Origin of the sequence: Pseudomonas sp. BLCC-B112 (assembly GCF_028550695.1) — a bacterium.
GTDB classification, from domain to species: domain Bacteria; phylum Pseudomonadota; class Gammaproteobacteria; order Pseudomonadales; family Pseudomonadaceae; genus Aquipseudomonas; species Aquipseudomonas danubii.
Genome location: NZ_JAQQGK010000003.1, coordinates 540,163 through 562,919 on the forward strand (window position 1 = coordinate 540,163; position 22,757 = coordinate 562,919).

At 67.9% G+C, this 22,757-nt stretch carries 12 protein-coding genes; 9 read left to right on the forward strand and 3 right to left on the reverse strand.

What is annotated here, in order from left to right; translation table 11 throughout:
• Window positions 1-5: 5 nt before the first annotated feature.
• The gene (locus PQT43_RS11260; protein ID WP_102863102.1) at window positions 6-908 is read right to left on the reverse strand and encodes a helix-turn-helix domain-containing protein; all 903 of its coding nucleotides are present in this window, start codon (window positions 906-908) and stop codon (window positions 6-8) included.
• Window positions 909-1,283: 375 nt separating this feature from the next.
• Between PQT43_RS11260 and PQT43_RS11265 the strand changes: the two genes are divergently transcribed.
• Genes PQT43_RS11265 through PQT43_RS11305 form a run of 9 tightly spaced genes read left to right on the forward strand, consistent with a single transcriptional unit; the run spans window position 1,284 to window position 18,987 of the window.
• The gene (locus tag PQT43_RS11265) at window positions 1,284-2,951 is read left to right on the forward strand and encodes a (2,3-dihydroxybenzoyl)adenylate synthase (RefSeq protein WP_272753909.1); all 1,668 of its coding nucleotides are present in this window, start codon (window positions 1,284-1,286) and stop codon (window positions 2,949-2,951) included.
• Complete coding sequence (locus PQT43_RS11270) at window positions 2,938-4,689, forward strand: ABC transporter ATP-binding protein (protein WP_272753911.1); 1,752 nt, start codon at window positions 2,938-2,940, stop codon at window positions 4,687-4,689. Before PQT43_RS11265 ends, PQT43_RS11270 begins: the two co-directional genes overlap by 14 nt.
• Entirely contained in the window at window positions 4,686-6,449 is a 1,764-nt protein-coding gene (locus PQT43_RS11275) for an ABC transporter ATP-binding protein (protein ID WP_272753914.1), read from the forward strand. Before PQT43_RS11270 ends, PQT43_RS11275 begins: the two co-directional genes overlap by 4 nt.
• Entirely contained in the window at window positions 6,442-9,912 is a 3,471-nt protein-coding gene (locus tag PQT43_RS11280; protein ID WP_272753916.1) for an amino acid adenylation domain-containing protein, read from the forward strand. The genes PQT43_RS11275 and PQT43_RS11280 overlap by 8 nt, the downstream gene beginning before the upstream one ends.
• Complete coding sequence (locus tag PQT43_RS11285; protein WP_272753917.1) at window positions 9,909-15,329, forward strand: non-ribosomal peptide synthetase; 5,421 nt, start codon at window positions 9,909-9,911, stop codon at window positions 15,327-15,329. Before PQT43_RS11280 ends, PQT43_RS11285 begins: the two co-directional genes overlap by 4 nt.
• Complete coding sequence (locus PQT43_RS11290; protein WP_272753918.1) at window positions 15,326-16,441, forward strand: saccharopine dehydrogenase NADP-binding domain-containing protein; 1,116 nt, start codon at window positions 15,326-15,328, stop codon at window positions 16,439-16,441. Before PQT43_RS11285 ends, PQT43_RS11290 begins: the two co-directional genes overlap by 4 nt.
• Complete coding sequence (locus tag PQT43_RS11295) at window positions 16,438-17,217, forward strand: thioesterase II family protein (RefSeq protein ID WP_110652742.1); 780 nt, start codon at window positions 16,438-16,440, stop codon at window positions 17,215-17,217. Before PQT43_RS11290 ends, PQT43_RS11295 begins: the two co-directional genes overlap by 4 nt.
• Window positions 17,218-17,240: 23 nt before the next feature.
• Window positions 17,241-17,564: an isochorismate lyase gene (locus PQT43_RS11300; protein ID WP_102863566.1), complete on the forward strand. Its 324-nt coding sequence runs from the start codon at window positions 17,241-17,243 to the stop codon at window positions 17,562-17,564.
• On the forward strand, window positions 17,557-18,987 hold the full coding sequence (locus tag PQT43_RS11305) for an isochorismate synthase (protein WP_272753921.1): 1,431 nt from the start codon (window positions 17,557-17,559) through the stop codon (window positions 18,985-18,987). The genes PQT43_RS11300 and PQT43_RS11305 overlap by 8 nt, the downstream gene beginning before the upstream one ends.
• A gap of 189 nt (window positions 18,988-19,176) precedes the next feature.
• Here PQT43_RS11305 and PQT43_RS11310 read toward each other — a convergent pair whose 3' ends face one another.
• Window positions 19,177-20,118: an alpha/beta hydrolase gene (locus tag PQT43_RS11310; RefSeq protein WP_272753922.1), complete on the reverse strand. Its 942-nt coding sequence runs from the start codon at window positions 20,116-20,118 to the stop codon at window positions 19,177-19,179.
• A gap of 172 nt (window positions 20,119-20,290) precedes the next feature.
• Window positions 20,291-22,708: a TonB-dependent siderophore receptor gene (locus tag PQT43_RS11315; RefSeq protein ID WP_272753923.1), complete on the reverse strand. Its 2,418-nt coding sequence runs from the start codon at window positions 22,706-22,708 to the stop codon at window positions 20,291-20,293.
• Between the last annotated feature and the right edge of the window lie 49 nt (window positions 22,709-22,757).

Below are 22,757 nucleotides of genomic sequence, written 5' to 3' on the forward strand. Positions count from 1 at the left end.
CGGACTCAGCGCAGGGACTTGGGCGAAACCCCGAAGCGCTTGCGAAAGGCGGTGGAGAAATGCGCCGGGCTGTAGCCGACCCGATAGGCCGCGCTGGAGACATTGGTCTCGCCGCTGGCCAGCAAACGGTAAGCCTCGCCCAGGCGCTGCTCCTGCAGGTAGGCATAGACGCTGGTGCCGAACACCTGGCGAAAGCCGGCGGTGAGCTTGCGCGGATTCAGACCCACCTGACGCGACAGCTCCGACAGCGACGGCGAGTCCTGCAATGAGTTGAGCAGCAGGTCCCGGGCGGCGTGGATACGTTCGATGTCCGCCGCGCTGCCGGGGCTGTCCTGCAGTGGTCGGGACTCGGCATGGGCGAGGATGCCCTCGACCCCCAGGGCAGTGAGCTCCAGGGCCTTGCCTCCCAGGTAGAAGGAGCGGGTCGGACCTTGCAGTGGGCAGGTGAAGATTTGCTGGGCCAGGGCCAGCAGTGGCTTGCTGGCCGGCTGGCAGAACAGCATCGGCCCGCCGCCTCGCGGGTCCAGCAGGCGCTCGGGTTCCAGGCCGGCATTGCGGATCGACGGGAAGTCCAGTTGCACCGTGGTGTAGCGCACCGGTACGCCACGGGCGAACAGGTGGTCGCCGCAGTGCTCGCCCTGGTTGGCCACGGCGCACAGGGTCGGGCCGCGAATTTCCACTTCCGGCTGGCCCTCGACCCGGCAATTGAGCTGGCCGCTGAGCACCAGGATGATTTTCAAACCTTGCCAGAGCGGCTCTTGCATCCACATCTGGCTGTCCATCAGCACAGTCCCGGTGGACAAGGTGATTTCCGGCACCACCGCCGCCGTGCCGGCGTGCTGCGGATTGGGAAACTGCAGGGTGAAATCCCTTTGGACAGGCTGCGGCGCAGCGTGGGGGCTGAGCATGGCGAACTCCCTGTGAACCCGAAAAAGAGGCCATAAGCTATCAGGAAAATCCGCCCCTGTAATTAAGAATGATTATCCTTTAGCTTTCCAGCCCCGTCCTGTCAGGGCCTGCCGGGGCCGCGCCGCGCAATCAAAAGAAAAAGCCGCGCAAACGAATGTCCTGCCGATTGCCGGGCTTTGGAAATTGCCGGTTAATAATCACTCTCATTTGCAAGCACGGCAGCCCTTCATGGACGACACCCCACGCAACAGCACCGCAGGAGCGCCTGTGGAGCTTCATTTCCTTCCGCGCTGACGACGTTTTCCCGTTCATTCCAAGGGCCTGGCACCTCAGGTCCGGGGCCGCTTTTTGCGTCAAAAAACTCAGGAGACAGCATGTCCACTTTCGATGATCTGCAGGATTGCCCCTCTTGGCCCGAGGCGTTTGCCCAGCGCTATCGCCAGGCCGGTTACTGGCGCAATGAAACCTTTGGCGACCTGCTGCGGGTGGCGGCCCAGGCTTTTGCCGAGCGCGAGGCGCTGACCGATGGCGAACAGCGCCTGAGCTATCGGCAGTTGGACCTGCGGGTCGATCAACTGGCCGCCGGCCTGTACCGCCTGGGCTTGCGGGCCGGGGACAATGTGGTCCTGCAATTGCCCAATCGCAGCGCTTTCGTCGAAACCTGCTTTGCCCTGTACCGCCTCGGCGTGCGGCCGATCTTCGCCTTGCCGGCGCACCGGCATCTGGAGATCGGTCGTTTCTGCGAATTCGCCCAGGCCCGGGCCTACCTGTGCACCGACTGTGACGCCGGCTTCGATTACCGGGCCATGGCCCGGAATCTCAAGGCCGGTCATCCGCACCTGGAGTGGGTGATAGTGGCCGGCGAGGCCGAGGAATTCACCGCCCTTGATGGCCTGTATGACCCGGCCCCGTCGCCGGCTTTCCCGGCGCCGAGTGCCGATGCCGTGGCCTGCTTCCAGTTGTCCGGCGGCTCCACCGGGATTCCCAAGCTGATCCCGCGGCGGCACAACGAATACCTCTACAACCTGCGGGCCAGCGTCGAGCGCTGCGGTTTGTCCAGTGCCAGCGTGTACCTGGCGGTGCTGCCCATGGCCCACAACTTTCCCATGTGCTGCCCGGGGTTCATGGGCACCTTGTCGGTCGGCGGGCGCGTGGTGCTCGGCCACTCGCCAAGCCCGGAGGTCTGTTTCGAACTGATCGAGCGCGAAGCCGTGACCCATACCGCCCTGGTGCCGCCCCTGGCCCTGGTCTGGATGGAGGCGGCCCAGGCTCGCGGACGAGGGCTTTCGTCGTTGCAGTTGTTGCAGGTGGGCGGGGCCAAGCTCAGTTTCGAGGCCGCGCGGCGTATCGAACCGGTGCTCGGTTGCCGCCTGCAGCAAGTGTTCGGCATGGCCGAAGGGCTGATCTGCTACACCGACCCGCAAGACCCGCCCCAGCGGGTGCTGCACACCCAGGGCCGGCCCCTGTCGCCGGCGGACGAAATTCGCGTGGTGGACGAGCAGGACCAGCCCGTCCCGGTGGGGCAGGTGGGCCAGCTGCTGACCCGTGGCCCCTACACCATCCGCGGCTATTACCGCTATCCCGAGCACAACGCCCAGGCCTTCACCGCCGACGGCTTCTATCGCACCGGTGACCGGGTGCAGCTCACCGCCGACGGCTACCTGATGGTGGAAGGGCGGGACAAGGACCTGATCAACCGCGGTGGCGAAAAGATCGCCGCCGAAGAAGTGGAGAACCTGCTGCTGAGCCATCCGGCGGTGGCCGACATCGCCCTGGTGGCGATGCCCGACGCCTTCCTCGGCGAGCGCACCTGCGCCTTCGTCATTGCCCGTGGCCAGGCGCCCCGGGCTGTGGAATTGCTACGCCATCTGCGGGCCCAGGGCCTGGCGGCGTTCAAGCTGCCGGATCGCTTCGAGTTCATCCCGGCCTTTCCCCAGACCGGGGTCGGCAAGGTCAGCCGCAAACACCTGCGTGAGGCCATTCAGGCCTTGTACTTCGGTGCTGAGGCCCAAACCCGGGTGGGAACTGATGCCCGTGGCTGAACAACCAGGATTGACTGAACTGTTGCAACCGGTGCGCGGGCGTCTGCTGGCGGCGATGCTGCTGCAGGTGCTGGCTGCGCTGGTGGGCCTGCTGCCGCTGATCGCCGTGGCCGAACTGGCGCCGCTGCTGCTGGCGGGTGAGCTGGACGTGGACCGCGCGGGCTTCTGGCTGCTGGCCGGGGGCGGGGCCTTGCTCCTGCGTCTGTTGGGGCTGGCGGCGGGGTTGCAGATTACCCATCTGGCCGACAGTGACCTGCAGCGCCATCTGCGCCAGCGCATCGCTGCCCATCTGGCGCGGGTGCCCCTGGCCTGGCTGGATGGGCAGCGGCAAACCGCCGAGCGGGTGTTGCTGGAGGATGTCGGCGCCCTGCATCAATTGGTGGCGCACCTGCCCAACAATCTGGTGGCGGCCCTGGTGGTGCCCTTGGCCAGCCTGATCTACCTGCTGACCGTGAGCCTGCCCATGACCCTGGTGGTGCTGGCGCCACCGCTGGTTGCGCTGTGGCGCCTGCGGGTGATGCGTACCCCGGCGTACCACGCCGAGCGCCAGCGCTTGGGCGCGGCCATGGGCGCGCTGTCGACGGCGACCCTGAACTTTGTGCAGAGCATCGCCATGGTCAAATCCTTTGGCCGGGTGGAGCGGGTCCAGGACGACTTTTTCAAGGCTGTAGAGGATTTCGGCCGTTTCTTCTCCCAGTGGGTCGAGCGCTGGGCCGGCCTGGGGGCCAGTGTCGAAGTGCTGCTCTCGCCTCTGCTGGTGCTGGCCCTGGTGCTGGTGGGCGGGGTGGCGCTGATTGCCGGCGGCGGGCTGCAGCCGGCGCAGTTGCTGGCGTTTGCCTTGCTGGGCCCGGCCCTGGCGGCGCCGGTGGCGGCCCTGGGCCATGGCGCCGATTCTCTGGTCCAGGGCCGGGCGGCGGCGCAGCGCATCAGCGCGGTACTGAGCACGCCGGTGCTGGCGCAGCCGGCGTTCTCCCGAGAGCCCGAAGGCGCCCTGGTGACCTTCGAGGCCGTGGACTTCAGCTACCCCGACGGCACTCAGGTGCTGCGGGGCATCGATCTGCGCCTGCAGCCCGGCACCCTGACCGCCCTGGTGGGGGATTCCGGGGCCGGCAAATCCACCCTGGCCACCTTGCTTGCGCGCTTTGCCGATGTCAGCGCCGGGGCGATCCGCATCGGCGGTGTCGACCTGCGGGACATGGACAGCGCGACCCTGTATCGCCAGGTGGCCTTTGTCTTTCAAGAGGTGCGTGTGCTGCGCGCCAGCGTCCTCGATAACCTGCGCCTGGGGCGCCCCGAGGCCAGCCTCGCAGAGGTCGAAGAGGCGGCTCGGGCCGCGCAGATCCACGAACGCATCTGCGCCTTGCCCGAGGGTTATCACACCCTGCTGGGGACCGGCGTGCAGTTGTCCGGCGGCGAGGTCCAGCGCCTGGGCATTGCCCGGGCCATGCTCAGCCAGGCACCGATCCTGGTGCTCGACGAGGCCACCGCGGCCAGCGATCCGCAATCGGAAGCGGCGATCCAGCAGGCGCTGTCGCGGTTGGCGGCGGGGCGCACGGTGCTGGTGATCGCCCATCGCTTGAGCAGCATTCAGGACGCCGATCAGATCGCCGTGCTCGAGGGCGGGCAATTGCGCGAGTGCGGTCGGCACCAGGCCCTGCTGGATCAGCAGGGGGTGTATGCCGGGCTGTGGGCGGCGGAGCAGTTTGGCGCGGCCCCGTTGACGAGGGCGCTGTCATGATCGCTGCCCTGTTACGCAGCTTGCAGCCCAAGGAAGCCGGCCTGCTGCGCCGGGCGCTGCTGGCCATGGCGGCCAGTGCCTTGGCCCAGGGCCTGGCGCTGGCCTTGCTGCCCATGGCGTTTGCCGGGGTCTTCGACGCCGCGTCGGGCAAGGCGCCCTGGCTCTGGGCCGGGGCTTTTACCGGGTTCGCCGGGCTGTGCCTGGGGTTGCGCCGCCATGCCCAGCTGGCCGGCTACAGGGCCGGGGCGGCTGCCGCTCAGTCGCTGAACCTGCGCATCGGCCAGCAGTTGGCGCGCCTGCCCCTGGAGTGGTTCGTCGAGCGGCGCGGCGCCGAACTCAACCGCATGGTGACCCACACCGTGGCGCAGATCATGAGTGCCCCGGCGCACCTGCTGCAGCCCATGGCCAACGCCTTGCTCACACCCCTGGCGTTGCTGCTGGCGCTGTTTTTCTACGACCGCTCCATGGCCCTGGCCGCCTTGGCCAGTGTGCCCCTGTTGCTGTTGTTCTATCACTGGGGCGTGCGTTGGGGCGGGCAGGCCGAGCGCCTCAGCGAAGCGGCGGCCGGCGAAGCGGCGGCGCGGGTCCTGGAGTTCCTGCGGCAGCAGCCGCTGCTGCGCTCCAGCGGGCGCAACGGTGAAGGCTTCAGTCTGCTGGGCGAGGCTTTGCAGCAACAGCGTCAGGCCCAGCGCCGGGCCCATTGGCGCACTTTTCCGGCGGCCCTGGGGCTGGTGGTGGTGCTCCAGGCCGGCTACACCGCCGTGTTGCTGTGCGGGCTCTACGCGGTCCTCGGTGGCAGTCTCGGGGCCGTGCAGTACCTGGCCCTGGCGGTGCTCGCCACTTGCCTGGTGGAGCCCATGGGCGCCTTGGTCAATCTGGGCACCACCTTGCGCCAGACCCGCCACGGCGTGGACAGCCTGTGCCAGTTGCTGAACCTGCCGCCCCTGCCGGAGCCGAGCGAGCCCCAGACGCCGCAGGGGCAACGGGTCGAGGTGCGGGAGCTGGGGCTGGTGCGCCAGGGCCGAGCGCTGCTGCAGGACATCAGCTTCGAGCTGGAACCGGGCTCCCTGAACCTGCTGGTGGGGGCCTCGGGCTCCGGCAAGTCGAGCCTGTTGCGCTTGCTGGCGCGCTTTTGCGATGTCAGCAGCGGCGCCATCCTCCTGGGGGGCGTGGACCTGCGCCAGCTCTCGGCCCGGCAGCGCGACCAGGACATTGCCCTGATGTTCCAGGACTGTCCGCCGCTGGCCGCCAGCCTGCTGGACAACCTGCGCCTGGGCCGCCCCGAGGCCAGTGAGGCACAACTGATGAGCGCGGCCCACGCCACCGGCCTTGACCGCCTGGCCCAGCGCCTGCCCCAGGGCTGGCAGACCCGGGTGGGCGAGGGCGGCGTCAGCCTCTCCGGTGGCGAACGCCAGTGCCTGGCCCTGGCCCGGGTCATGCTCAAGGACGCCACGCTGATCCTGCTGGATGAACCCACCGCCGCGCTGGACGCCATCAGTGAGGCGCGGGTCAACCGCAGCCTGCTGCAACTGGCGCGCAAGCACACGGTGCTGCTGGTGACCCACAAGCCGACCCTGGCCCCCCATGCCGCGCAGATCCTCCTGCTGGACCAGGGCCGCCTGGCCCAGCGCGGCACCCATGCCCAACTGATGGCGGCTACCGGCCGTTATCGCGAACTGTTCCACGAGCGCGAGGCGATCAATCGCTGGCGCTTGCGACCTACCCCTTCCGTACCCCATAGGACCGTCCACCATGACTGATAACCCAGCACTGGCACGCGCTCATCCAGCGCACGCCGGCCTGAGTCATTCACCCCAAGGCCTCTGCGCGGGCATAGCCCGGCTGCTCGACTACGCGCCCGAGGAGCTTGAGGCGGATGTTTCGCTGATCGAGCAGGGTCTCGATTCGGTGAGCATCATGCGCCTGCCGGCGTTGCTGGCCGCCGAGGGCGTGACCCTGAGTTTTGCCGAACTCATCCAGCAGCCGACCCTGGACGCCTGGTGGGCGCTGATTGAGGCCCGTCGCGGCCTTGCGGCGCCACGCCTGCAGGCGGTAGCCGACGCCGGCGACGACGCTGATTTTCCTCTGACCCCGCTGCAACAGGCGTACTGGTTCGGTCGCGATCCGGGCATGTCCCTGGGGGGCGTGGGTTGCCACCTGTATCAGGAACTGGATGGCCAGGGCCTGGAACCCCAGCGCCTGGAGCAGGCCGTGCGCCGCCTGTGCCAGCGCCACCCGATGCTGCGGGCCTGTTTCATCAATGAAACCTGCCAGCGCATCCTGCCCCACAGCCCCTGGCCCGGGCTGACCGTCCACGACCTGCGCCAGGAGTCCCGTGTGGGCGTCGCCGAGGCCCTTGAGCAGATCCGTGAGCAACTGTCGCACCGCTGCCTGGAGGTCAGCAGCGGGGAAGTCTTCGATGTGCAACTGAGCCTGCTGCCCGAAGGCCGTAGCCGTCTGCACCTGAACATCGACCTGCTGGTGGCGGATGTCCTGAGCATTGGCATTCTGTTGCGGGATCTGGCCCTGATCCATGCCGGTCTCGAACAGCAACTGCCGGTGCTGGAGTGGGACTTTGCCCACTACCTGAAAGCCGAGCAGGCGGCCCGGGCGCCGCAACTGGCGGCGGCCCGGGACTACTGGCTGCCGCGCCTGGAGGAGTTGCCCGACGGCCCGCAATTGCCCCTGGCCCGGGAGCCGCAGCAACTGGGTAGGCCACGCTTCCAGCGTCTGGCCATGCGCCTGGATAAAGGCCAGTTGCAGGCCCTGGAGCACAAGGGCCGGCAGCACGGCCTGACCCTGGCCAGCGTGCTGGCCTGCGCCTATGCCCAGGTCCTGGGGCGCTGGAGTGCCAGTCAGCATTTCCTGCTCAACGTGCCGCTGTTCAACCGTCAGGAATTGCACCCTTGCGTGCCCCACCTGCTGGCGGACTTCTCCAATCTGGTGCTGCTGGAAGTGGATCAGCGCCAGCCCCTGGATTTCTGCCAGCAGGCCCTGGCGCTGCAGGCTCAGTTGCACCGGGATATCGCCCACAGCGCCTGGCCCGGGGTCGAGGTGCTGCGCGAGCGTGCGCGCCTGCGTCAGGGCGGCGGTCAGGGGGCGCCGGTGGTGTTTGCCTGCAACCTGGGCCCGGCCTTTGTCGATGACACCTGCCGCCAGCAACTGGGCGAGCCTGGCTGGGCGCTGTCGCAGACGCCCCAGGTGTGGCTGGATCACCAGAGCTACCCCATGGCCGACGGCCTGCTGCTGAACTGGGACGCGGTGCAGGGGCTGTTCCCCGAGGGCCTGCTGGAGCAGATGTTCGAGGCCTATCGCAATCTGCTGCTGTGGCTTTGCGAGCATGACTGGCAACAGGTGGCGCCGTTGCCCCTGCCGGCCGACCAGCAGCGGGTGCGCAGCGCGGTCAACGACTGCCGGCACGCGACCCCGGCCCAGCTGTTGCACCAGGGCTTCTTCCAACAGGCCCAGGCCCATCCCGAGCGGCTGGCGCTGATCTGCGACCAGGGCCAGTTGAGTTATGCCGAGCTGGCCCGGCAAGCCCTGCAACTGGCGGGCGCCCTGGTGGAGTGGGGCGTGCAACCCGGCGAGGCGGTGGCGATCACCCTGCCCAAGGGCCGCGAACAAGTGATCGCGGTGCTGGGGATTCTCGCCGCTGGAGCGGTCTACGTGCCGGTGGGCATCGAGCAGCCGCCGGCCCGACGCGACATGATCTATCAGCGTGCCGGGGTACGTGTGGTACTCACCGACACGGCCCACCGCGACGGCGGCATCTGGCTCGCCGCACTGCGGGTGGTGACCCTGGCCCAGGCGCGCCCGGCAGCCGCCCTGGCGCAGCCTTTGCCGCTTGCGGCGGATGCCCTGGCGTATGTGATCTTCACCTCCGGCACCACCGGTGAACCCAAGGGGGTGGAGCTGTCGCACCAGGCGGCGATGAACACCATCGAGGCGCTCAACCGGCGTTATCGGGTCAGCGCCGAGGATCGGATGCTGGGCGTCTCGGCCCTGGATTTCGACCTGTCGGTGTACGACCTGTTCGGCCTCTTGAGTGTCGGTGGCGCCCTGGTGCTGCCGGCCGACGCCTTGCGCAAGGAGCCTCAGGAATGGCTGCGCCTGATCCGCGAACAGCGGGTCACCCTGTGGAACTCGGTGCCAGCGCTGCTGGACATGCTGACCTTGCAGGTACGGGACGCTGGCGGCCTGGCGGCGTTGCGCCTGGCCATGGTTTCCGGGGACTGGGTCGGCCTCGACCTGCCACGCCGTTTGCGAGGGGCGGCGGGGCGTGAGCTGCAGTTCGTGGCCCTGGGCGGCGCCACCGAGGCGGCGATCTGGTCGAACTGCCAGGACGTGGACGCGGTGCCCGGGCACTGGCGTTCGATCCCCTATGGCCGGCCCCTGGACAACCAGTGCTTCCGGGTGGTGGACAGCCAGGGCCGGGATTGCCCGGACTGGGTGCCGGGCGAGCTGTGGATCGGCGGAGCCGGGGTTGCCGCGGGCTATCGCGGCCTGCCCAGCCTGAGTGCCCAGCGCTTTGTCGAGCATGACGGTGGGCGCTGGTACCGCACCGGCGACCAGGGTCGCTACTGGGCCGACGGCACCCTGGAGTTCCTCGGGCGCCTGGACCATCAGGTCAAGGTCCGCGGCTTTCGCATCGAGCTGGCGGAAATCGATGTGGCCCTGGAGCGCCACCCGGCCATCAGCCGTGCCCTGAGCCTGGTGCTGCCCGGCAGCGAGCCGCAACTGGCGGCGGTGCTGGTGGCCAACGAGCCGCTGCCGCCGACCCAGGCCCTGCGGCAGTGGCTGGGCCAATGGCTGCCCGAACACATGCTCCCGGACAGCTGGCTGACCCTGGCCGAGCTGCCGCTGAGCAGCAACGGCAAGGTCGATCGCGCGGCCTTGCTGTGGCTGCTGCAGGAGCAGCGGCGCGGCATCGCGCCGCACAGCGCCGAGCCTCCTCAAGGGGAGTGGGAAGAGGCCGTGGCCGCCCTTTGGCAGGAGTTGCTGGAGGTGCCACAGGTGGGCCGGCACCAGGGCTTTTTCGCCTTGGGTGGCAACAGCCTGCTGGCCGCCCGCTTGATCGAACGCATCGCTCGGCAGTTCCAGCTGGAACTGTCGCTCAAGGACTTTTTCAACGCGGCCACCGTGGCCCTGCAGGGGCAGTTGCTCGCCTCGCGCCGGGAACAGCGGCCCGTCACTCAGAACGCAATGGTGGAGGGCGTGTTATGACGCTGCAGCAACTGCAACAGGATCTGCAACAACTGGGCGTGGAGCTCTGGGAAGAACAGGGTCGCCTGCGCTATCGGGCCCCGGTCGGGGTCATGGACGACGCACGCCTGCAGCAACTTCGGCAACACAAGGACGCGCTGCTGCAACAGCTGCAGGCGGCGCAGATGCCGACCCTGGAGGCCGACCTGCCGGCCCGGGAAGAACCCTTCCCGCTGACCGATGTGCAGGCGGCCTATCTGCTGGGCCGCACCACGGCCTTCAGCTTTGGCGGCGTGGCCTGTCACGGTTATCTGGAGTTCGCCCAGCAGGACCTCGACCCGCTGCGTCTGGAACAGGCCTGGAACCAGCTGATCGCCCGTCACGAGATGCTCCGCGCCGTGGTGCTGGAGGAGGGCTACCAGCGCATCCTGCCCCAGGTGCCCCATTACGCCATTGCGAACCACGACCTGAGCCAGGACGACGGCAGTGCCTTGCAGGCCCTGCGCGAGCGCATGGAACTGCGCCGCGCCACGCCTCAGCAATGGCCCTTGATCGAATTGTGCGTGAGCCAGGGCCGCGACACCTCGCGCCTGCACCTGTCGGTGGACCTGCTGGTGTGCGACTACCAGAGCGTGCGCATGCTGCTGGCCGAGTTGCAGCAGCTGTACCGCGGTGAGGCCCTGCCGGCCCCGGCGCAGATCAGCTTCCGCGACTACGTGCTGGGCGAGCGGCGCCTGCGCGAGCAACCGCGCTACCAGCGCGACCGTGACTACTGGTGGGCGCGGGTCGACAGCCTGCCGGGGGCACCGGAGCTGCCGTTGCTGGGGGCACCCACCGGGCCACGCTTCCAGCGCCGGGCCATGAGCCTGGAAGCGCGGGACTGCAACGCCCTGCGCCTGAATGCGGCCGCCGCCGGGGTCGGCGTGTCGGCGGCGATTCTCTCGGCCTATGCCGAAACCCTGGGCCGCTGGAGTCGGCGCGGACACTTCTGCCTGAGCCTGACCCTGCTCAATCGCCTGTCCCTGCACCCTCAGGTCGACCGCTTGGTGGGGGATTTCAGCTCGGTGGAACTGCTGGAAGTGCAGACCCTGCAAGGGGGCAGTTTCGGCCAGCGCAGCCAGCAGTTGCAGGAACGGCTGTGGCAGGACATGGACCATCGCCTGTGCTCGGGCATCGAAGTGCTGCGCGAGCTGGCGCGGCGCAAGGGCCAGGATGCGGCGCTGATGCCGTACGCCTTCACCAGCACCCTGGGCGCAGGTGGCGAAAGCGGCGGCGGGGCCTTCATGCCAGGGGCCGAGCTGGTGTTCGGCATCAGCCAGACGCCCCAGGTGCTGATCGATTGCCAGGTCAGCGAACGGGACAACGGCCTGGCGATCAACTGGGACATTCGCGAAGGGGTATTCAGCGAGGCGCTGCTCGACGACTTGTTCGATACCTTTGAACGGCTGCTCAAGCGCCTGGCCCGGGAACCCTCGGCCTGGACCCTGGACGATTGCCTGGAATTGCCGGCGGCCCAGCGCCTGCAACGCGAGCTGGTGAACCAGACAGCGGCGCCGTTGCCCACCGGCGGGTTGCATGAGCCGTTCTGGCTTCAGGCAGCTGCTGCGCCCCAGCGTGTGGCCTTGATCCAGGGTGCCGGGCAACTGAGCTACGGCGAGCTGGCCGGACGCGCCGAAGCCGTGGCCGAGGCCCTGCTGAACGCCGGCTGCCAGCCGGGAGAGCGGGTCGCGGTGTGCATGGACAAGGGCCTGGAGCAGGTGATCGCGGTGCTGGGCATTCTGCGAGCCGGGGCGGCCTATCTGCCCCTGGACACCAACCAGCCCGAGGCCCGGCGCCAGTTGATCCTGGATAACGCCGAGGTCGGCCGGGTGCTCAGTCAGTCCTGGTTGAGCGATGAGTTGTGCTGGCCGGCGCGGGTGACCCAGGTGATCCAGGTCGATCAGGGCCCGTTGGCGGCGCAAGCTCCGTTGCCGGTGCTGGACATCGATCCGCAGCAGCTGGCCTACGTGATCTATACCTCCGGCTCCACCGGGGTGCCCAAGGGCGTGATGATCAGCCATCAGGCGGCGCTCAATACCATCGTCGACATCAACCAGCGCTTTGCCATCGGCGCCGAGGATCGGGTCCTGGCCCTGGCCAGCCTGGGCTTCGACCTGTCGGTGTATGACCTCTTCGGCCTGCTGGCCGTGGGCGGCGCCCTGGTGCTGCCCGACCCGCAACGCCGCGCCGATCCTTCGCACTGGGCGGCGTGTGCCCGGGAGCATGGGGTCACGCTGTGGAACTCGGTGCCGGCGCAATTGCAGATGCTTACCCACTACCTGCAGGCGGTGCCGTCCATGGCCCCCGGAACCCTGCGCCTGGCGCTGCTGTCGGGGGACTGGATTCCCCTGAACCTGCCGGCGGAGGCTGCCCAGCTGTTGCCGCAGTTGCGGCTGATCAGCCTCGGGGGGGCCACGGAAGCGGCCATCTGGTCGATCTACTATCCGATCACCCAGGTCGATCCGCAGTGGCGCAGCATTCCCTACGGCGCGCCCCTGGCCAATCAGCGCTTCATGGTCCTCGACGAGCAGGGCCGCGACCGTCCTCAAGGGGTGGCCGGCGAGCTGTACATCGCCGGTAGCGGCCTGGCCCTGGGTTACCTGGGGGACGCCGAGAAAACCGCCGAGCGCTTTGTCGATCACCCTCGCAGCGGCGAGCGCCTGTACCGCACCGGCGACCTGGGCCGCTACCTGGAAGATGGCCTGATCGAGTTCCTTGGTCGCGAGGATTTCCAGGTCAAGGTGCGCGGTCATCGCATTGAGTTGGCGGAGGTGGAAAGTGCACTGCTCAGCCATCCCCATGTGGAGTCCGCGGTGGTGGTGGCCGCTGGCGAAGGGGCCTTCGAACGGCGGCTGCAGGCCTGTCTGCGGGCCAGTTTGCGGGACATGCCGCTGGCCTGGCCGGAGCAGCTGGAGGCGCGTACCCAGGCCGCGGCCCAGGCCGTGCGCGGTGACCTGAGCGATGCCCTGGTCAGCGAGATGTCGGCCTGTGTCGAGCGCGCCGCGCTGCTGTCCATGGGCCTGGCCCTGCAGCGTCCCGGGCTGTTCCAGCAGGCGGGGCAGCGTCACTCCCTGGAAGAAGTGTGGGCCTTGAGCGAGGTCGCGCCGCGCAACCAGCGCTTGATCCGGCGCTGGTTGCAGGCCCTGGCCCAAGAAGGGCTGGTGCAGCATGACCGGCAGTCCGGTGGCTACTCGGACCTGCGGGTGCAGCGCGAGGAATACCTTCAGCTGTGGCAGCGCATCGAAGCCTTGGAGCCTTGCGTAGGCTGGGGCGCCGAGGTCCTGCGTTATCTGCGCGAGAGCCAGGAGCAACTGCCGGCGCTGATGAGCGACCAGCTGGACCCGCTGCACCTGCTGTTCCCCGAGGGCCGTACCGATACCGCCGAGGGCGCCTACCGCAAGAACCTGATCAGCCAGTACCTGAACCAGGCGGTGTGCGCCGCGGTGCAGGAGATCATCCGCCAGCGTCCTGCCGGTCAGCGGCTGCGCCTGCTGGAAATCGGCGCCGGGGTCGGCGGCACCAGCGCCGATTTGATCCCGGCCCTGGACGGCCTGCCGGTGGACTACCAGTTCACCGACCTGTCGCAGTTCTTCCTCAACGAGGCCCGGGAACATTTCGCCGCCTATCCCTGGGTCAGCTACGGGCTGTTCGACCTCAACCAGGACCACTGGGCCCAGGGCGTGGCCGCCAACTCCCTGGACGTGATTCTCTGCGCCAACGTGCTGCACAACTCGCGGCATGCCAGCCGGGTGCTGGCGCGGCTGCGGGAGATGCTGGCCCCGGGGGGCTGGCTGATCTTCATCGAAGCCACCCGCGACACTTACCAGATCATGGCCTCCATGGAATTCAAGGAAGGCCTGACCGCGTTCGAGGACTTCCGTGCGCAACTGGACACCACCTTCATCCGGCGCGAGCAGTGGCAGCAGTTGCTGCTGGAGGCCGGGGGCGAAACCCCGCTGTGCCTGCCCAAGGCCGATGACGCCATGTCGCAGATCGGTCAGCACCTGTTCATCACCCGCTTCAAGAGCGAGCGCCAGACCCTGGAGCCCGAGCCACTGCGTGCCCATCTGGCCCAGCGTCTGCCGGACTACATGATCCCGGCGGACTGGCAGATCCTCGATGAGATGCCCCTGACCGCCAACGGCAAGGTCGACCGCCAGGCCCTGGCCCGGATCGGCATGGCCGGGCCCGAGCAACAGGTCAACAGCGGCGCGGCGCCGGTGGACGATCTGGAACGCAGCATCGCCGAGGTCTGGCAGACCCTGTTGCGGGTGCCGGCGGTGGGCCGTGAGCAGGGCTTCTTCGAACTGGGCGGCGACTCGTTGCTGGTGGCGCAAGTGGTGGGTCGCCTGCGCGAAGCCTTGCCCCAGGCCCGGCAGTTGCCCTGGAGCGACTTGCTGCGGCAGTTGATCAACCAGCCCACCGTGGCGGCCCTGGCCGACTACCTGCGCGGGCAGGGTGGACAAGGCGATTCACCGCTGGTGCGCATCAGCGACAAGGTGCAGGGCCCGACACGGATCTTCGTCCACGACGGCAGTGGCACCCTGGCGCCGTATCGCGCGCTGTTCGCTGCCCTGGGGGAAGACGCGCCCCTGGAAGGGCTGGTGCTCAACGACGTGCCGGGGTATCTGGCGCTGGAGCCGGCCACGGCGATTCGCCGGTTGGCTGAGCGCTATGCCGACACCCTGCAGGCCGAAGGCCGGCGCCAGGTGAGCATCGTCGGCTACTGCCTGGGCGGGTTGCTGGCCACCGAACTGGCGGCATGCCTGGCGGCGCGTTCCATCGAGGTGCTGCAGCTGAGCGTGATCAGCAGCTACCGGGTGCCGTTCATGATCGAGGACGACCTCTTGGCCGAGTACGTGTTCGCCCGGGTGATGCAGGCCGATCCGCTGGTGCTGGGATACCCCGAGGACGAGCAGGCCATGGAGCGCAGCATCGCCCGGGTCCTGGCCCAGACCCCAGGACGGGTGCCCCAGGGTTCGCTGTTGGCCTTGAGCGACGATGGCCAATGCACCTCGGCCCTGGCCTGTCTGCGGCGCCTGGCAGAGAAGACCCCCGAGCAGCGCCTGCAGGCGATTGCCGAAGCCATGCGCCACGCCGGTTCGCAGTTGAGTGACCTGGACTGGCTGCGCGAGCAATTGCAGGTGTTGCGTCACAGTCTGGCGGCGGTGGCCCTGCATGAGGCCACGCCGTATCAGGGCGACCTGCTGTTCATTCGCCAGAGCGGCGAGGTCCAGGTGCTGCCGGGCATGCACCGCGACATGAGCGCTTACTGGCAGGCCCTGTGCCTGGGCGAACTGCGGGTGGTGGATGTGCCCGGGGATCATTTCAGTTGCATGCAGCAGCCCCAGGTGCAAGCCGTGGCCCGGGCCTTCGACGCCGCCGAGGTGGCGGCATGAGTGGGGCGCTTATTGGTCTGGTCGGCGCGTATGGCAGCGTCGGCCGTCAGGTGGCGCAACTGCTGGCACCCAGGGTTGCCCTGCGCCTGGGCGGACGCGACCGGCAGCAGGCCGAGCAGTTGAACCAGCAGTTGGGGGCGTGCGCCGACGTGCGCGCCCTGGACCTGTGGGATGAGCAGAGCCTGGCCGGTTTCTGTACCGGCTGCACCCTGGTGATCAACTGCGCCGGGCCCAGCTACCGGATTCTCGATCGGGTAGCCCGGGCCGCGCTGGCGGCGGGCGCCGATTACCTGGATGTGGGCGGTGACGACCCGGTGCACGAGCGTCTGGCCGGTCAAGTGCCCGCAGGGCGTCGGGTGCTGTTGTCGGCGGGCATGCTGCCGGGGCTGTCGGGGGTGTTCCCGCGGTTGCTGGCGCAGTCCTTCCAGCGAGTCGACGAGATGCGCTGCTATGCCGGCGGCCTGGGACGGCTGTCCGTCACGGCCGCCGATGACTTCCTGCTGAGCCTGGGCAATGGCTTCGGCCAGGCCCAGTGCGGCTGGCGCGAGGGACACGTGGTGCGCAGCACGGGCAGTGCCCGGCAGCCTCTGCAACGGGACTGGCTGCCGGTGGCCGGGGTACAGGCCTATCCTTACCTGAGCACCGAGCAGCAGCGCTTGTTCAGTGACCTGCAAGTGCCTCACGGCCAGGGCTTCAACCTGTTCGAGGGCGGGCAACTGGCGGCGACTTTGCAGCGTATCCAGGGCTCGGCGCCAGAGGCGCGCAACACGCCGCAGAACATCGCCGCGCTGGTCCAGGCCAGTGCCCTGGATGTCGCCGGACGGCGGCCGTACCAACTGCTGGCGGTGGAGGTCGACGGCCTGCGTGACGGCCGCCCGCAGCAGGCCAGTGCCTGGTTGCGGGCCGGCGACGGTTCGCGGTTGACCGGCAGCGTCGCGGCGTTTTGCGCGCTGCATTGGCGGCAGTTGCCGCCCGGCCTGCATTACGCGGCCCAGGTGCTGGATGCCCAAGCCTGCCTGGAGCAGGTCTGTCAGTGGTTGCCGGACACCCGGGTCAGCCTGGGCCACAGCGCCGGTAGCCCACTGGCCGAGCTAGAGGAGGGTGTGCTGTGAGAAAGGCTCCCAGTGCCTGGCTGCGCCGTTACCCGCAGCCGCAACCGCCGCGCTGCCGGCTGGTGTGCCTGCCCCATGCCGGGGGCAGCGCGAGTTTTTTCAATGACTGGCGGGCGGGGTTGCCCGCCGATATCGAGTTGATCAGCGTGCAGTACCCGGGGCGTGAAGAGCGCCTCAACGAGACCTGGCCCGGCAGCCTGGAGTGGATGGCGGGCACTATCACTCGGGCCCTGTCGGACCTGGTGGACCGGCCCCTGGTGCTGTTCGGCCACAGCATGGGCGCGGCCCTGGCCTATGAAGTGGCGGGGCGCATGCAGCAGCAAGGCTCGGCCCCTCAGCGCCTGATTGTGTCGGCACACCCGGCGCCCCATCGCCAGCGCCACAGCGAGCTGCACCTGGGGTCGGACGAGGCGTTGCTGGCGGATGTACGGCGCCTGTCCGATGGCGCGCCGTCCCTGTTGGACGACCCGACGCTGCGGGACCTGTACCTGCCGGCACTGCGTAACGACTATCGGCTGATCGAGTCCTATCGCGGCGACATCGGCCGCGCCCTGGACCTGCCCCTGAGCGTGTGCCTGGGGGGCCAGGACCCGGAAGTCGATGCGGACGAAGCCTATGCCTGGGCCGAGGTCAGCGCCCAGGTCACCGACTTCCAGAGTTTCCCCGGTGCTCACTTCTATCTGCGCGAGCAGCAGGCCGAAGTGCTGCGGCACCTGACCCGGCTGCTGGCCGGCCACGGCGAGCAGCCGTGGCACTGCTGGCCCTCGACCCCGTGAATTTTCCTTTGGTAGTAATCGACATGAAAACCCCCGAGCAATGCAGCGCCCTGGAAGACATCCGCTGGGCGATCGACACCCTGGACCAGCAGATCATCCAGGCCCTCGGCCAGCGCCTGGCCTACGTCAAGGCGGCCGCACAATTCAAGCCGACCCAGGACAGCATCGCCGCGCCGGAGCGGGTCGCGGCGATGCTCCCGCAGCGTCAGCAATGGGCGGAGCAGGCGGGCCTGGACCCGATGTTCGTGGTGCCGCTGTTTGCCCAGATCATCCACTGGAACATCGCCCAGCAAGTGCGCCACTGGCGCGTTCAGCGTGGGCTTGAGCAAGGAGTCGGCAATGAATGAGTCGTGCCTGTCCGGGCTGACCCAGGCCCTGCGCGAAGGCGAGGCCCAGGCTCGGCGCAAGAGTCGCGCGGTACTGGTGGTGTTCAGCCTGGCCGCCGAGCGCCTGGAGCCACTGCGGCTGTTTGCTGCCAACCGCCAGGTGTTCGGCCAGAGCCTGTTCTGGTCCAGCGACCAGGGCGCTCTGGCCCTGGCCGGGTTCGGCTGCACCGAGGAAATCAGCCCGCCGGCCGCCGAGCGCTTTGCCGCCAGTACCCAGGCCTGGCGCCAACTGCTGGAGCAGGCCCATCAGGTCGGTCCGCGCAAGGCTTATCTGTGCGGCGGTTTCGCCTTCGATCCCCAGGCGCCGCGCAGTACCCAGTGGCAGTCGTTCGCCGCCACCTCCCTGGTACTGCCACGGATACTGTTGTTGCGCGAAGGCGAACAGCAGCACTGGCTGTTCAGCCTGTGGATCGAGCCGGGCGCCGATGTGGCCCATTGCGCTGCCGGCCTTGCGGCGGAATGGAACCTGCTGCAGGTCCGCTATGCCCATACACCGTCACTGCAGGTGCCGGTGGGCACCCGGCAGGACGACGCCCTGGGCGCCGAGCAGTGGCAGGCCACGGTCGCCGGCGCCATCGGCTGGATCAACGCCGGTGAACTGAGCAAAGTGGTGCTGGCCCGGGAAGTCTGCTTGCGGGCCCCGCGCAGCATTCCCTGCGGCCCCTTGCTGGAGAACCTCAGGGCGGCCTATCCCCAGGCCTTTCTGTTTGCCTTCAGCCGCGGCGACAGCTGCTTCCTCGGCGCCACCCCCGAACGTCTGGTGCGCGTTGCCCGGGGCACCTTGAGCACCGTGGCCCTGGCCGGCACCTGCGCCCGCGGTCAGCACGATCAACAGGACGCCGAACTGGGCCAGGGCCTGATGGACAGCGCCAAGGATCGCCACGAGCACGCCCTGGTGGTGCAGACCCTGCGCGAAGCGCTGCAGCCCTATTGCGCCATGCTGGAAATTCCTGCGCAGCCGCAACTGCACCGCCTGGCCCACGTCCAGCACCTGCTGACCCCGGTGCTGGGGCGGTTGCGGCCCCAGGTGGACCTCCTGCAACTGGTCGACGCCCTGCACCCGACCCCGGCGGTGGGCGGCCTGCCCCGGGCCAAGGCCCTGGGGTATATCCGCGAGCATGAGCAACTGGACCGGGGCTGGTACGCCGCCCCGGTGGGTTGGCTCAACGCCGAGGGCGACGGCGAGTTTGCCGTGGCCCTGCGCTCGGCCTTGATTCGCGGCAACCAGGCGCACCTGTTTGCCGGCTGCGGGATTGTGGGCGAGTCGGACCCCGAGAGTGAATACCAGGAGACCTGCCTGAAGTTGCGCACCATTGGCGACGCGTTGTGTCCGCCAGCGGCCTTGCCGAGCGTGGCAGTGAGCGCTGGACAAAGCGCCTTGTAGACGCTGGCGCAGGCTCGCAGCGATCCTGAGGGCGCCGAGGCCCCTTCGGTGCCTTGCGCAGCCTGCGGCAGCGGCTACACAGAGGGTTTCCTGTAGCCGCTGCTGAGCCTGCGAAGCTGCGAAAAGGCCGGGCCGCGTTCGGTACGCAGGGCCCTGCCTGGCGAGCGCTTGGAGCCCTGGTCTGCAGGTTCAGCCAGTGGGCACCTTGACCGCTGCCGGGCCGGCGATGCTGGACGCCGGCCTGGTCCGCAGCAGGGCATTGATCGCCTGGCCGTAGTCCTTGCCCGCCAGGCGCATGCTGTTGTTGTGGGTGCCGCCGGGCACCAGCAGCAGTTTCTTCGGCTCCAGGGCGGCCTTGAACAGTTGCTGGCTCAGGCGCGGCGGTACGTAGTCGTCTTTGAGGCCGTGGACCACCAGCAAGGGCATGCCGATCTCGCCGATCTTGTCGATGGAGTCGAACTTCTGTGACAGCAGCCAGCGCACCGGCAGCGAGGTCTTGGTCGCTGCGGCAGCGGCATCGGCCAGGGTGGTGAAGGTGGATTCGACGATCAGCCCGCGAGCGGCAATCGGGGTCTTTTCGGCGGCGGCATTGCGCCCCAGTTCGGCAGCCAGGTCGATGGCCACCGCCCCTCCCAGGGAGTGGCCGTAGATCAGGCGTTTGCTGGCATCGGGTTGCAGCACCTTGAGCCGCTCCCAGGCGACGCGCGCGTCTTCATACACGCTGCTTTCCGAGGGCAGGTCGCCATGGCTCTGGCCGAACCCCCGGTAATCGATGGCCAGCACCGAGTAGCCCAGGGCGTGCAGTTGCTCGATGCGAAACAACTGGCCGGTGAGGTTCCAGCGCACGCCGTGCAGGTAGAGGATCGCCGGGGCATCGGCGCGTTTGGCCGGCCACCACCAGGCGTGGATGTTCTGTCCGGGCTTGAAGCTTTGCGGTTTGAGTTGCAGTTCCTGCACTGTGCTGGGCAGACCGCGATACCAGCCGGCGTTGCCCGGCTCGATGCGAAACACCAGTTGGCGCTCCTTGTGTTCGAGCACCGCACAGCTCACCGGCAGGCCGACGATCAGTGTGGCCAGGCACAGCAGCGCAAACCAGCGACGGCGCAGGCGCTGGGACAGGGATGGGGACATGCAGGGCTTCACCACAGGACGGACGACAGCGCGTTTTTAACAGATGTGCCGGGATGACGGCACTCATTTTCAGCGCAGCGGTCGGCGGCAAAGGTTAGAAAATGCTACGGGGGAGGGGTAACAGACGTCGTGGCCAGCCGCTGGTGGGACGGGCCACGACGAGGGGGCTGCTTTAGAAGTTCCAGCGAGTGCTGAGCATCACATTCCGCGGGTCGCCGTAGTACGACGAGTTGTAGAAGCCGATGTTGGTGAAGTACTTCTTGTCGAACAGGTTGTTGACGTTGAGGGTGGCCGAGACGTTCTCGGTGATCTGGTAGCGGGCCATCAGATCCACCAGCCAGTAAGGGTCCTGGGCGAATTTTTCCTCGGTGCCCTTGCCGTAGTTGCTGAGTATCTTCCAGCCGGTGCCCTGCCAGCGGACGCCGCTGCCCAGGGTCAGCTTGTCCAGGCTGCCGGTCAGTTTGTAGCTGGTGTAGAGGTTGACCTGATCTTCCGGTTCCCAGGTGGAGACCTTGGCGCCGCTCTGGTCGCGAATGATCTTGTGGGTGTAACCAGCCTGCAGCTGCCAGCCGGGGGCGAGCTCTCCGGAGATTTCCGCTTCATAACCCTTGGCCTTGGACTTGATGCCCTTGGAGGCATAGTCCAGCCCGGGGGTGGTGGGGTTGGCGTTATAGGCCAGGTCATCCACGGGCCGGTTTTCTTCATGCACCTCGAAGTAGGCCAGGCTGGAGTTCAGGCGACCGTCGAAGAACTCGCCCTTGAGGCCCACCTCGTAGTTGGTGCCTTCGTCGGGCTTGAGCACCTTGTCGTTGCGGTCGCGGTAGTCGTCCTGGGGCAGGTAGATCTCGGTATAGCTGGCATAGACGGAGAAGTTCTGGTCGAGGTCGTAGACCACCCCGGCGTAGGGAATGACCTTGCCGGTGTCCTTGGTCCGGCTGGTGCCGCTGACCTCGTAGTTGTTGACCCGGCTGCCCAGCAGCAACGAAAGATCATCGTTGAGGCTAAAGCGCGCGGTCATGTAGCCGGCACTCTGGCGGGTGGTCTCGTCGTTCTTTTTGGTGATGCGGCCCCAATCGGGCTTGGGGCTGTGCCCGTCCCAGTTGAAGTAGTCGTAGAAATTGTTGTGATTGGTGGCGCTGGTGAAGTCCCGGCCTTTCCAGTGCGAGTTGGAGATCGAGGCCCCGACCACCAGCTCATGCTCGCGCCCCAGCAGGTCGAAGGGCCCCGTAGCGTAGAGGTCGCCGCTGTCGCTGACGGTTTCGCCGGTGTACTTGCGGGTCAGCAGCGAGGCGATGCCGGTCTCGGCATTGGGCGACATCAACGAACCCAAGGGGGCGTTGTAGCCATTGATCTGGTGGTTGTACTGGGCCTTGGCCACCCAGCCGTTGGCAAAGCTGTGCTCAAGGGTGGTGAACGCGGTACGGGTGTATTGCGACCAGCGGCTCCAGCTCGCGCCGTTGTTGTAGGAGCGCGAGGTGCTGATGGCATTGCCCTTGGAGTCGTACAGCGAGCTGCTGCCCGACCAGCTGGAACCCTTGGGGTCGTTGTCCTGATAGTCGGCGCCGACGGTCAGCAGGGTGTCCGGTGACAGGTCGAACTCCAGGATGCCGTAGTAGACGCTGGTCTGGCGCTGGTAGTGGTCAAGGAAGGATTTCTTGTCCTGATAGGCGGCGACCATCCGTCCGCGGACATTGCCGCTGTCGGTCAGGGGGCCACTGACATCGACCTGCGAGCGGTAGTTGTCCCAGGAACCGGCCCCCAGGTCGATATGCCCGGCGAATTCGGCGGTGGGTTTCTTGCGCACCATGTTGATGGTGCCGCCGGGGCCACCGGCACCGGTGAGCAGGCCGGTGGCGCCCTTGAGTATTTCCACGCGGTCGTAGATCACCGTGTCGGTGAGGGTGTGGCCCGAGGAGTACTGCGCGTCCTGCAGGATCGGAATCCCGTCGTACTGGAAGTTCTGAATGGCAAAGCCGCGGGAGAAGTAGCTGGTGCGGTCACTGTCGTAGGTGGCCACGGTGATGCCCGGGGTATGGCGCATCACGTCGTCGATGGAGTTGAGGCCGAAATCGTCCATGGCCTGGCGGGTGACCACCGAGATCGACTGCGGGGTTTCCCGGGGTGTCAGCACCAGCCGGGTGGCGGTGGCGATGGTGCCGGGGGTGTAGGAGCCGGAGCCTTCGGTGATGGTTCCCAACTGGTTGGTGCTGACGGTGGTGGTGCCGAGTTCCACGCGTTCGCCGCCGGCCCTGAGCACTCGATAGCCCGCACCTTCGGCCACCGCTTGCAGGCCCAGGGGCGCCAGCAGGCGTTGCAGGCCTTCACCGATGGCGAAGCGGCCGCTCAGGCCTGGGCTGTGCTTGCCGGCGCTGAGGCTGGCATCGACGGCGATCATGGCCCCGGATTGCTGGCCGAAGGCGCCCAGCACCTGATCCAGGTTGCCTGGGGCGATTGCGTAGTCGTGGCGCTGGCGGTCAGCCACTTCGGCGTTGGCCTCGGCGGCCAGCAGCGGCAGGCTGGTGCTGGCGATCGACAGGCCGATGAGGAACGGGCGCAGGGCCGCGGCAAGGGGCGTGAGGCGGATGTGCATAAGAAAGTCCATGGGTTGGGAAGGGTTGGCGCTGAGCTGTTTTCCAGCT

Coding starts and splice junctions, on each gene's coding strand:
- PQT43_RS11260 (WP_102863102.1), bottom strand. CDS start 908: ATGCTCAGCCCCCACGCTGCGCCGCAGCCTGTCCAAAGGGATTTCACC.
- PQT43_RS11265 (WP_272753909.1), top strand. CDS start 1,284: ATGTCCACTTTCGATGATCTGCAGGATTGCCCCTCTTGGCCCGAGGCG.
- PQT43_RS11270 (WP_272753911.1), top strand. CDS start 2,938: ATGCCCGTGGCTGAACAACCAGGATTGACTGAACTGTTGCAACCGGTG.
- PQT43_RS11275 (WP_272753914.1), top strand. CDS start 4,686: ATGATCGCTGCCCTGTTACGCAGCTTGCAGCCCAAGGAAGCCGGCCTG.
- PQT43_RS11280 (WP_272753916.1), top strand. CDS start 6,442: ATGACTGATAACCCAGCACTGGCACGCGCTCATCCAGCGCACGCCGGC.
- PQT43_RS11285 (WP_272753917.1), top strand. CDS start 9,909: ATGACGCTGCAGCAACTGCAACAGGATCTGCAACAACTGGGCGTGGAG.
- PQT43_RS11290 (WP_272753918.1), top strand. CDS start 15,326: ATGAGTGGGGCGCTTATTGGTCTGGTCGGCGCGTATGGCAGCGTCGGC.
- PQT43_RS11300 (WP_102863566.1), top strand. CDS start 17,241: ATGAAAACCCCCGAGCAATGCAGCGCCCTGGAAGACATCCGCTGGGCG.
- PQT43_RS11305 (WP_272753921.1), top strand. CDS start 17,557: ATGAATGAGTCGTGCCTGTCCGGGCTGACCCAGGCCCTGCGCGAAGGC.
- PQT43_RS11310 (WP_272753922.1), bottom strand. CDS start 20,118: ATGTCCCCATCCCTGTCCCAGCGCCTGCGCCGTCGCTGGTTTGCGCTG.
- PQT43_RS11315 (WP_272753923.1), bottom strand. CDS start 22,708: ATGCACATCCGCCTCACGCCCCTTGCCGCGGCCCTGCGCCCGTTCCTC.